Origin of the sequence: Pseudomonas sp. Irchel 3A18, from assembly GCF_900187465.1 — a bacterium.
Classification (GTDB): domain Bacteria; phylum Pseudomonadota; class Gammaproteobacteria; order Pseudomonadales; family Pseudomonadaceae; genus Aquipseudomonas; species Aquipseudomonas cichorii.
Genome location: NZ_FYDI01000004.1, coordinates 549,214 through 560,355 on the forward strand (window position 1 = coordinate 549,214; position 11,142 = coordinate 560,355).

Annotated in this window: 10 protein-coding genes; 8 read left to right on the forward strand and 2 right to left on the reverse strand. The window is 54.1% G+C overall.

The window, feature by feature from the left end:
- Window positions 1–294: 294 nt before the first annotated feature.
- From CKW23_RS10920 to CKW23_RS10950, 7 genes are all read left to right on the forward strand, one after another.
- Entirely contained in the window at window positions 295–660 is a 366-nt protein-coding gene (locus CKW23_RS10920; RefSeq protein WP_025261538.1) for a hypothetical protein, read from the forward strand.
- Window positions 661–1,126: 466 nt separating this feature from the next.
- Complete coding sequence (locus CKW23_RS10925; protein WP_025261539.1) at window positions 1,127–1,873, forward strand: antibiotic biosynthesis monooxygenase; 747 nt, start codon at window positions 1,127–1,129, stop codon at window positions 1,871–1,873.
- A 71-nt stretch (window positions 1,874–1,944) separates the two neighbouring features.
- Window positions 1,945–3,867: a hypothetical protein gene (locus CKW23_RS10930; protein WP_095067553.1), complete on the forward strand. Its 1,923-nt coding sequence runs from the start codon at window positions 1,945–1,947 to the stop codon at window positions 3,865–3,867.
- Window positions 3,868–3,871: 4 nt separating this feature from the next.
- Window positions 3,872–4,912, forward strand: a complete 1,041-nt coding sequence (locus tag CKW23_RS10935; RefSeq protein WP_025261541.1) for a ferritin-like protein — start codon at window positions 3,872–3,874, stop codon at window positions 4,910–4,912.
- A gap of 180 nt (window positions 4,913–5,092) precedes the next feature.
- A complete protein-coding gene (locus CKW23_RS10940) occupies window positions 5,093–6,706 on the forward strand; it encodes an FMN-binding glutamate synthase family protein (RefSeq protein ID WP_025261542.1) in 1,614 nt (537 codons plus the stop codon).
- Between the two features lie 162 nt (window positions 6,707–6,868).
- A complete protein-coding gene (locus tag CKW23_RS10945) occupies window positions 6,869–8,005 on the forward strand; it encodes an OpgC domain-containing protein (protein ID WP_025261543.1) in 1,137 nt (378 codons plus the stop codon).
- Window positions 8,006–8,264: 259 nt separating this feature from the next.
- The gene (locus tag CKW23_RS10950) at window positions 8,265–8,978 is read left to right on the forward strand and encodes a hypothetical protein (protein WP_074568804.1); all 714 of its coding nucleotides are present in this window, start codon (window positions 8,265–8,267) and stop codon (window positions 8,976–8,978) included.
- Between the two features lie 50 nt (window positions 8,979–9,028).
- On the opposite strand, the gene CKW23_RS10955 is transcribed toward CKW23_RS10950, so the two are convergent.
- Complete coding sequence (locus CKW23_RS10955) at window positions 9,029–9,937, reverse strand: hypothetical protein (RefSeq protein WP_236249404.1); 909 nt, start codon at window positions 9,935–9,937, stop codon at window positions 9,029–9,031.
- Window positions 9,938–10,215: 278 nt separating this feature from the next.
- Between CKW23_RS10955 and CKW23_RS10960 the strand changes: the two genes are divergently transcribed.
- Window positions 10,216–10,902, forward strand: a complete 687-nt coding sequence (locus CKW23_RS10960) for a hypothetical protein (protein WP_025261546.1) — start codon at window positions 10,216–10,218, stop codon at window positions 10,900–10,902.
- A 131-nt stretch (window positions 10,903–11,033) separates the two neighbouring features.
- On the opposite strand, the gene CKW23_RS26200 is transcribed toward CKW23_RS10960, so the two are convergent.
- On the reverse strand, window positions 11,034–11,142 hold a 109-nt coding region (locus tag CKW23_RS26200; RefSeq protein WP_130926105.1), incomplete at its 5' end, for an IS3 family transposase.

Sequence of the window (11,142 nt, forward strand, 5' to 3'; positions counted from 1 at the left end):
ATGTTATACCATAACACAATGCTGTCCATTAATGATAATCAGTGCCATTTGCCGGTTCGCCCCTGAACTTGATCGGGCTGGCGCTTGGAGCTATGGTTCGCCCCGCCTCTGCCAAATCAGCGGCCCGGGATGGTTCTCCCGGCTTACTGGTAGCCAGGACAGCACGCCCGCCAGCACGGCATCCAGTCAAGGGCGAGCCGTGGGCACGCCAGCGCCTACTACTCACAGCCGCACGGATCCGTCCACCGATCGGTTCTGGACTGCGGATGAAATAACACGTCAGTAGGATTTCTCATGCCTGATATCACCCACTATGACCTTCCTCATTCGGCTTACGAGCGCCTGATCGAAGCCCGCGACTCGCTGCGACTGCTCGATGGCTACGTCAACAAGACCGATGTGCTCTGCAACCCTTCGATGCTGGTGGGTTATGTCTCGATGCTGCAAAGCGCCTTGCAGGAAGTGATTGCTGCCAGCACTCCTGCAGAGCCACGCGACAGCTTCATGCGCAAGGCCGACGAGCTGGGCTTCGTTGCGCTGAACCCCAAAGAGCAGGCATTGATCAAGCATCTTCGCTGGACCAGTCTGGAAGGACGTGAAGATATCTATTCAATGGCCGAACGACTGCGACATATAAAACCGTGGGTATTGGAGAGTTGAGGCTGAACTCACAACTTGATGTTTATCAAGCCGTTGAACGGCCAACAGAAAGCTCATCATGAAGCACGATATAAAAACCGGGGTGCGGCCATAAAACCCTGTTGAAAATAAGAAACATTCTCCATTGTTTAGTCATGATGTTTATATCGAAAAGATCTGTTCGATAAATATATTTTTCATCATCAGTGTGGCATTAACCACGAAGTCATCTACTTTCAAACTGCCTTTCCAAGCCGCATGCATTGGAAATTTTCCATAGGACGCACAAGTGCTTGGCATTTTGCCTTTAGTGCAGTGAGCACTCTTTGACCTTGCAATGATCCGTGGACTACACGTCCGGGTTTCTGCCTGCCTGTTATAGGGCAGGCTCCTCGTAAAACAGTATGCAGCCGTCACGATATCGGGAGAGTGAAGTGTGCTGTATCGCCGTGTCTGCACAGCACCTATTTATATCCAAGGAGGAAGTATGCCGGTCAGTCTGACTTCACAGTGGTTCATCCAGCCGGGCCAGGAAATAGAAGCCCGCCAGGGATTGATGCAACTTGCCCTCGACGTACAAGCCAGCGAGCCCGGCACCCTCACCTATCTGGTAAACACCCCCTTCGGTGCCGATGACCGGCTGCAATCGTTACCGCCACCTGATCCATTGCTCGTGTTGTTCTTCGAGACGTATGCAAGCCCCGATGCGTTTCTCGCCCATGTGAACGGGCCGCTCTTCACCGACTTCGTGGCGCAGTATGGCCATTGCTTCGTGTCGTCGAACGGCAAGCCCTATACCACCGTGCAATTTCTCGACAAGTTGGCCGGTTTTTCCGGGCGCAACGTTCAAGAGTCAGAGGAGGTCGGTAATCGGCATCCGGTAGTAATGTTTGAAATCATCGCCAAGGACTCGACAGCCGCCAGGGCTTTCTATCAGCACGTGTTCGGCTGGCAGTATCAGACCGGGACGGGCGGTTTTTCCTACATCCACTTTCCGGCCGGTATTCCGCCGCTGCTTGGCGGCATCGGTCAGGCTGACTCTGCCATTCCCGGTTTCGAGCCCGGACACAACTTCTATCTGCTGGTCGATGCCCTGGAGCCGGTGCTTGAAGCCGCTTTGGCAGCAGGCGGATCAGCGCTCATGCCGCCAGCCGCAATCGATGGCTACCGCTTCGCGATGTTCAAGGACCCGGAAGGCAATCCGGTCGGACTCATCGAACCCTTCAACACCTGAACACGCTTTCTGGCAGGACGCAGCACGGACACACCCTTTCGCAACATGGACGCAACAAGGAGGTATTCGACGTGAGTTATCTGAACTCCCTCAGGCTTCACTTTTCCGGGAAATTCCAGGCCAATGTGTCGACGGTCAATAATGATCCCGGCCACTATGATAATGCTGCGTTTCAGTCCATCTACCAGCAATTGGGTGGTCCGGGTATGCAGCCACCAAACGGATGGTTCAACCCTCAAGGAGATGCCGCTTTCCGCCTGCTCGGCTGTACCATCAACTCGGCCTGGACCTCATCGGGTGCAGTGACGCAGCCTGACCCCGTACTTGGCTACATCATTGCCGATTCCGACGGTCGCGTGCCCGCCAAGATGGTCGACCTGGATCCTGAGCAGCAACTGGTTTCGGAGATATGGGGGCTTGAGGTACGTATTGCCGACGCCAGCGGCAATACGCTCATGAGGGGGCAGTTCCTGCCCGCAGCCTTTATCGATATCTGGAATCGTGCAACAGGGCAAGGCTCAGACCCAAGCGATCAGGGAGCATGTGCCGCGTATCAGTCCGTGCTGCAAAACCTGCAATGGGGCGATGTCTCGAACTCTGCTTTTCTGAGTCAGTTACAGCAGACCTCTCAGGCTAGTGGACAGTTGTCCATCAAGTTCAATGTTGACGGCCTGAACATGGACAATACATCGCCAGACTTCATGTGCGGTCGAATCGTCGGCACGGTAGGGCCTTATCTGGCCGGTGAGCCTCAACATCTGGTGATTGGCCGCCACTTCATGGCAGCACCCGCACCCACGGACAGTTTTTTCATACCTTCCGGAGGGATCAACTTTTTCCCGGCAGCCATCGATGTCGAGGCGAGCTGTATCTACCTTGATCTGGGCAATGCATTGTCCACTACCACTCCTGGAGGTGGTCTCAATGATCTCGGAGACCTCCAGCTCGGTGCCTATTCTCCCATTCTGACACCGCCGGATCCGGCAGGTACCGTCATTGCGCTAGGTACCCTTCCCTCATCGGGAAGCACAGGCTATGTGGGAAATCCCGACTGGTACGAGCAGACAGCGGGCGTAGTGGTGTTACCGCTTTCTGCACCTCTGTTGAAACTTGCGCAAACCCAACAGTTGGTACTTTCGGGACAGCAAGGAATCGTCATCAGCGAATGGTCAAATGCAGCGTTCGTGCGTGCCGACAAGTTTGTCTATCGCTTGAGTCCTGGCGACAACATCGACATACCGGTCTATGCCATGCAATACGGACGACCATTGGCGCAAGCCTCGATATCCTTCGCGTTTGATCCTAGCCAGTTACAGCCAACGCCCAATGAATGGCCTTATATAATGGCCTCGCCCCCTGTCGGGACACCAGAAAGCGCCCTGAATATTCCTCAGACATCCAAGACCGACGCCAATGGCAAGGCCGTGCTGTCTCTGATCACCAGCGATCCAGGAAATCCACGCCTTTTCAATGATGGCAGTTCCTCGATCGATGGGCAGGTCTATGGCATTCGTCCCGCATTCACCGATGTCAACATGACCGCAGGCCCGGTCAACGCCTCCGACTTCATCAGTGTTCTACTCTGGAGCGGCTACACCATTCCTGCATCACCAACCTGGGATGATATCCAGCCGATCTTCCAGCAATACGCCAACCTCTACCCGGTGATGCTGCGCTTCCTGAACATGGCGGATTTCGATTCGGTGGTGAAAACCGCCGGATTACTGACCCTCGCGTTCAGCCTGGATATCCAAGACGCCAACTCGATGCCGGTGACCCGGGACCTGTCTCCCGCCAAGCGTCAGGCCATTCTTACCTGGCTCAAGAATCCCTTGCCCGGAACGAAAACAGCCACCAGGGCGGCACCTCAAATCGATGCGGCCACCCAGGCTGCGGCTCCAACAGGCAGTGCGCCAGCCAGTGCAGCGCGAGGAGGCAAAGCAGCGGCAATTGCCCGTCGCCTGATCAACCAGACCCAGCCAGCAAAGGGGTAATGCCATGATTCGTCTGCAACGCTCAATGATTGCGGGCCTGCAAGGCCCCAACGTCACGGTACAACAGGTACTGGATGCGCTTCAGTCCGCTGTCGAACTGGAGCACTCGACCATCCCGCTTTATCTGTATGCGCTCTACTCGATCGATGCCAGCAAAAATGCGGAAATCTCCGCCATCATTTCCTCGGTGGTCATCGAAGAAATGCTGCACATGACACTGGCGAGCAATGTGATGAATGCCCTCGGCGGCTCGCCTGTCATCGACTCACCGGGCTTTATCCCCAACTATCCAGGCCCGCTGCCCGGCGGCGTGCAATCGGACCTGACCGTGCATCTGGCCCCCTTCTCACAGACACAGTTGCAGACTTTCCTGCAGATCGAGGAACCGGAAAAAGCGCTCGATTTCAAACTGCTTGCGGCGCAAGCCGATGTCACCATTGGCCAGTTCTATACCGCAATTTCGGACGCCATCGCGCAACTGGGTGACGGCGCCTTTCTCAACCCGTCGCCCAATCAGGTTGGCCCCGATCTGATGTGGGGGTCGGTGGTTGTCAGCAATGTCGCCACAGCACAGCAAGCCATCACAACCATCATCGATCAGGGCGAAGGCACATCGACCTCCCCCCTTGAAGTCGAAGGCGGAGGATACGCGCACTACTATCGCTTCATGCAGATCCAGAAAGGCAAACTACTGATTGCTACACCCGACGGCGGCCCTGCACCCGAGGATAAATATGCCTATGCCGGTGCAGCGATAAACTTCGATCCCACGGGCGTCTACCCCGTCGCTACCGACCCCGGCCCCTATAAGCCAAACACAGTGCAATCCTTCGCCAACGACAATTTCAACTACACCTACACGAGCCTGCTCCAGTCGTTGCATGCCCTGTTCAACGGCGATTCGAGCCAGAACCGGATGAATACAGCGATGGGCCTGATGATGTCGCTCAAGGGCCAGGCCAAGGCAATGATGTCCGGCATACCGGACCCAAAAACCTTCACAGGCCCGACCTTTCAGTACCAGCCGACCAACCCTGCCAACTGACAACATCCTCGATCAAGGGCGAAGAACGGCAACAGTGCGGTCTTCGCCCTTATTCATTTATCACCCGCCTGCTACATTTCCCTTGCAACGGCTCATGAGCCAGCAATCGATGTTTATGCAGCCCTGCGGCCCGATGCGGCAAAAAGACAGGGCGTGTCGTCATTAGCCCAAGGATGTCATATGAGCCTCTCGCTACTCAGTCGTTATGCAGTCTTCGTTGGTTGCGTGCTGTTCACCCTGTTCAGCCTGCCGTTCTGGCATCACGAGTGGCTTTGGCCATTTACCCTGCTGACTGCGGTATTGAGCGTGATCGGTATCATCGACTTGCTGCAATCCCCGCATTCGGTACGTCGCAACTACCCGATCCTGGGCAATATCCGTTATGCCGTGGAGGCCATCCGCCCGGAGATTCGCCAGTATCTGCTGGAGTCCGACAGCGACGCCCTGCCCTTCTCCCGCGCCCAGCGCTCGCTGGTGTATTCACGGGCCAAGAACGAAACCGCCGACAGGCCGTTCGGTACGCTGATCGATGTCTATGAAACCGGCTTCGAGTTCATCGGCCACTCCATGCGCCCGGCGCCGTTGAGCGACCCGAATTCGTTCCGCGTGCAGATAGGCGGCCCGCAATGCACCCAGCCGTATTCCGCCTCGATCTTCAATATTTCGGCGATGAGCTTTGGTTCGCTCAGCGCCAATGCCATTCGAGCATTGAATCAGGGTGCCAAGCTGGGCAACTTCGCCCATGACACCGGCGAAGGCAGTATCAGCCCGTATCACCGGGAACATGGCGGCGACCTGACCTGGGAGCTGGGCAGCGGTTACTTCGGCTGCCGAGGCGCAGACGGCCGCTTCGATCCAGAACGCTTCGCTGCACAAGCCCGTGACCCGCAGGTGCGCATGATTGAAATCAAGATGAGCCAGGGGGCCAAACCGGGCCATGGCGGAATCCTGCCCAAACACAAGGTCACCCAGGAAATCGCCGATACCCGCGGCATTCCCATGGGCGAAGACTGCATCTCGCCGTCCCGGCACAGTGCATTCTCGACACCTTGTGAATTGATGCAGTTCATCGCTCAACTGCGCGAGTTGTCTGGCGGCAAGCCGATAGGCTTCAAATTCTGCCTGGGCCATCCGTGGGAATTCATGGGGATCGCCAAGGCCATGCTGGAAACCGGTATCTATCCCGACTTCATCGTTATCGACGGTGCTGAAGGGGGCACCGGTGCGGCGCCGGTCGAGTTCACCGACCACATAGGCTCACCGATGCGTGAAGGCCTGCTTTTCGTACACAACACACTGGTGGGCCTGAACCTGCGGGACAAAATCAAACTGGGTGCCAGCGGCAAGATTGTCAGCGCCTTCGACATCGCCAGCGTACTGGCCATCGGCGCCGACTGGGCCAACTCGGCACGCGGCTTCATGTTCGCCATTGGTTGTATCCAGTCACAAAGCTGTCACACCAACAAATGCCCGACCGGCGTAGCGACCCAGGACACCTTGCGGCAACGCGCGCTGGTGGTGCCGGACAAGGCTCAACGGGTCTTCAACTTTCACCGCAACACACTCAAGGCTCTGGCCGAAATGCTCGCGGCGGCCGGGCTTGATCAGCCGTCACAACTGGAAGCCAGGCATCTGGTGCGCCGTATGTCGGCAACGGAAATCAAACTGTTCTCGCAGACCCATGTGTTCTTGCAACCCGGCCAGTTGCTGAACGGGATACAGGACGACAGCTTCTATTCACGCATGTGGCAAATGGCACGCTCGGACAGCTTTGAGCCCGCCGAACTGACCTGAGCCGACCGTATGGAGACATTCTGTAATAGCCCGGCTTTTGCATTTCTCGTCGATTAACGCCACCCTGCCGCGCCGCCGACCGACTACTGACTGGCGGTGCGGAACCTCAACCCACTGCGGTTGATCCTTATTCAATCGACAAACTTTCAAGAGCCCACCGTTATGACTAACGGACGCGATTATCGAATCGACTTCTTTCGAGGTTTGGCGCTGATCTTCATTTTCTGGGATCACGTGCCCGACAACCCTTTGGCGCAACTGACCTTGCGCAATTTCGGCTTCAGCGATGCCGCAGAGGTATTCGTCTTCCTGGCTGGCTACGCCGCAATCCTGGCCTACGGACGCATCGCCCAGCGCGATGGCATGCTGGTAGCGTGTGTACGCATCCTGCGCCGCACCTGGGTCCTGTATGTGGTGCATATCTTCCTGCTGACGCTGTTGATGGGCATCGTGTTCGTGGCCAACAACCATGTCGAAACCCGCGATATGGTCCAGCAGATGGGCCTCGAATACTTCGTCGGCAATCCGCAACAGGCGCTGGCCGACGAATTGCTGCTGCGTTTCAAACCCAATCTGACCGACCCGCTGCCCCTCTACATCCTGCTGTTACTGGCGCTGCCGCTGATCCTGCCGTTGATGCTGCGCAAGGTTGAAGTGGCGGTGGGCCTGTCCATTGCGCTGTACATGATGGTGCCGCTGTTTGGCTGGAACCTGCGCGCTTACGAAGGTGGCGGGGTCTGGTATTTCAATCCGGTGGCCTGGCAACTGCTGTTCGTGCTAGGCGGTGCATGCGCATTGCAAACCACGAAACCGGCCATCGCCAGTGTCGAACAACGTCCATTGCACCAACAGCCACTGTTTCTGCTGAGCGCCATGTATGTGGTGATTGCAGGCGCGCTGACCTTCAGCGAAAAATGGCCCGAACTGCATGGCGTACTGGTTTCGACCCTCGGCCTGGAAGCCTTGTACCCCATCAGCAAGACCGACCTGGAACCTGCCCGCCTCGTACACTTCCTGGCTCTGGTCTATGTAGTCGCCAAATTGCTGCCGACCCGCCACACCTGGCTCGACAACTGGCCTGCGCAACAGACCTGCCGTATGGGGCGTTACTCCCTTGAAGTCTTCTGCCTGGGCGTATTGCTTGCACCACTGGCGGATATGGCCAACGCCCTGGCAGGCGATACCTGGCCGATGCAAGTCACCACCGCGATAGTCGGACTGGGTTTGATGGTATTGATGGCCAACGGGTTGGAATTGAACAAGCGGTTGGGGAGCCCGCAAAGAGTGGTCACGGCTTGAGGCAGGTTTAAATGTAAACGGGCTGGCAAATATGGACTTTTGCTAGCTCGTTTATTTGCAAGACTCTGCTGATCAAAGATGATTTGTCTCTTCAAAAAAAGCGTCCTGCAAAACTGACTTAACGGATATAAAAAAGAGAAACCTCTTACAAGCATCCTTAATGCACTTGTCTCTGGGACTATTCCTACACACTTATCAGGACAAGTTTCCTCAAAATCCGCCGCTAAACAGTCGACTGTATAAACCATGAGACTGTGCCATGAACATCAATTCGCCTTCCCCTGCCTTGCAAAACTGGCAACCCCCAGCAATTGAGCCTGCCTCAAGAGCTGTTTCTACTGACAAAATATCAAGCACACCGCCAGCAGCCATCAAGAGGGGGCATGATGCCAATGAAGCGTTTTATCGATCAGAAGAATCGCCTTGGCTACCCAAGACATCAAAAGGTGAGATTTTAGAGCCTTATAAAAATTTGTCCGACAAAACCACTGAAGACATGAGAAAAAACTATCTTGATAAAGAGTTAAAGACCTTCAACACGTCCATACATGCCATGTTCGACAATTTTCACGACTTCAAGCAGCAACTCTCCTTTCTGAATACGGCGCTGTCAAAGAAACACTTCGGCTTCACGCTCGGCCTGGACCAGCAGATAAAAGTGACCGACCCCGATGGCGTGCTGACACCGGCCGAACTCAGCTACCTGACGGAAAGTCTCAATGACCGCAGTGGGCTCAAAAAGAATCTGTTCACCCATGCCAAAAGCGTCATGACATTGACGGATCACTACACCGAGAAGTTCGGCAACGAGCACAAGCTCAATCTGGAGGCCTACAGCAAGGTCATTGATTACGGCCAGATATTCAGCCGCAACACCATCGGCAACTTCATGAACACCATCATCTACCAGATTGAACGCTTTGCGCCCAAGCGAGAGGACAACGAAAAGCCTCTGGTCGATATCCAGGCCTGAAACAGACTGTTCGCTGCCTGAGCCATCAGGCAGCGAAACTTTCCTGTCGTTTAACTACCAGACCTGTTAACCAGCGAACGCTTGCAGATATGTCCGAAAGCGTACTCCTGCCGTTTATCGTCCAGGCTTTCAAGGAGTACATTATGTGCACTGTATTTCCCGACTTTATAACGGGTGCTCCATATATTGTTACCCGTACTCGGGTGAGCAAAATCCCCCGCAAGATCCCCGCCCTCACAGCGACCGAACTCGATAAACCTTGAAATTTTCCCGCGGCTATCAGAGGTAAGCACTTTATTGATCTCTGCATATCCTTCATGAGGCTCCAGCCTGAAATCCATGACACCTCCCGCCAATGGATAAGCCTTGCTATCGGTAAAGGTAGCCTCAAGCAATACCTTGGTATAAGCCTGAGTGGCCAGGAAGGAAGGCCTGGTCAATCCATAAGGAATTTTCAGGAAACCGCCTTCATCATGAAGGTCATACTGCATATGGGGATACGAACCCAACACCATGCGGTAGTCAGCTTTTCCAAAACTGGCGCCCTCGGCAGCCATCACTCGGACATTGACCCGCGATCCAGGCTTCAAGTCTCGGATGGCTTGCGGCTCCCTATTCGTCTTGGGTTTCCAGTCGCCATGATCGACTTGATACTCGACCTTCCACATAGCACTTGATGCATCATAGTCAGGCGTCGCCAACAGTACATCCTGACCACGCAATGATATGAACCGATAGCGATGCACCGACGCGGCACTCTGCAATGTCTGATTGATCTGGTTAAGGCGGTCACCCAAAAAGGTTGAGGCCTGTCCTGAAACTTCCTGCACTTGCGGCGCTTGCCCGGCAGGTAAACCGGGAGACTTGGCTATCTCTTTAGTGTGCGCAAAGGACTGGCATGTCATCACTAAAGCGCCAGACATCAGGAAACGATAAAAAAACCTTTTATTCTTAGGCATGATAGCTCTCTCAATATTCCATTATTCATCCAGGGCTCTCTTGCCACTGACATGCCGGACATAATCATCAGAGGTCATGAAGATCAACCCTGGACAACATGAAAAAAGAAAACTCCTACAAAATATAAAACTCAAAACCAATCACCTCCTCTGCAATAGATTTGAGAACAACGTCTCACACAAACCTCCTCTCGGAACTTTCCCACAACGTTATCAGGCCAAGTTTTACTTCCAGCGGCCGCTACTGATAGGGAGCCAATTCTATAAAGGAGCAAGACATGAATATCAGCAGCGTTGTATCAAATGCGGTGAAACCTCAACTGCCCTCTGTTCAACCCGGCCTTTCAACACCAGCAAAAACGGCTGTTTCAGAAGCGGAGCCCACCCTGAGTGCCAAAGAGGCACGAGCCAAAGAGTTTTATACGCGGGAGGAAGAGCCATGGAAGGGGAAATTTTACCTATATGGCAACAATTCTAGAAGCGCAGAAAAACGCCCCATGACCAAAGAGTTCTATCTACGGCAACTAGAAACGGATGCCTCGATAAATTTGACTATTCAGCAAAGCTACTACGATCGCTTTAGAAAAGAGCTTATCGAGCTAAGGCCAGACCTGGCCAACAAAGGTTTCAGTTATACCTTGGGAGACGATGCCCAGATAAAAGTAATCGCGCCTGAAAACAGCCTGAGCGAGGATGAAATAAAATGGCTTACCGACACACTCAACAATATTGAGGACTTCAAAGAAAACGTTCAGTCTCATGCAAGAATCATGATGAAACTTGTCGACCATGACACAGAAAAATTTGGCGGAAAATACATCCTGAACCTCATGAATTTTCAAGACACCATTGATTACGGAAAAATCGTGGCCATCAGAAAAAACGACCTGAGCGAAGAGTGGATACGGCAGATTCATGAAAATGCAGAGAAACGAGAGCCCTCATTGATTGATATCAGGGCTTGATTGATAAAGGGGTGATCTGCCGCCTTCAGGCAGATCACCTTGCTTATACTCTCAATTTCTGGACCAATTAATCAGCGTTCGCTTGCAGATATGCCCAAAATCATACTCATGGGTGAATCGCCCCGGATTCTCTAGACACCTTGCAAGCTCATTGCGTAACGCTTTTCAAACTCTACCGGTGACAGCTGATTGTTGAAACCATGCCGGCGTTTTGCGTTGTAGAACATCTCGATGTAGTCG

Coding starts and splice junctions, on each gene's coding strand:
- CKW23_RS10940 (WP_025261542.1), top strand. CDS start 5,093: ATGAGCCTCTCGCTACTCAGTCGTTATGCAGTCTTCGTTGGTTGCGTG.
- CKW23_RS10920 (WP_025261538.1), top strand. CDS start 295: ATGCCTGATATCACCCACTATGACCTTCCTCATTCGGCTTACGAGCGC.
- CKW23_RS10925 (WP_025261539.1), top strand. CDS start 1,127: ATGCCGGTCAGTCTGACTTCACAGTGGTTCATCCAGCCGGGCCAGGAA.
- CKW23_RS10935 (WP_025261541.1), top strand. CDS start 3,872: ATGATTCGTCTGCAACGCTCAATGATTGCGGGCCTGCAAGGCCCCAAC.
- CKW23_RS10955 (WP_236249404.1), bottom strand. CDS start 9,937: ATGCCTAAGAATAAAAGGTTTTTTTATCGTTTCCTGATGTCTGGCGCT.
- CKW23_RS10945 (WP_025261543.1), top strand. CDS start 6,869: ATGACTAACGGACGCGATTATCGAATCGACTTCTTTCGAGGTTTGGCG.
- CKW23_RS10950 (WP_074568804.1), top strand. CDS start 8,265: ATGAACATCAATTCGCCTTCCCCTGCCTTGCAAAACTGGCAACCCCCA.
- CKW23_RS10960 (WP_025261546.1), top strand. CDS start 10,216: ATGAATATCAGCAGCGTTGTATCAAATGCGGTGAAACCTCAACTGCCC.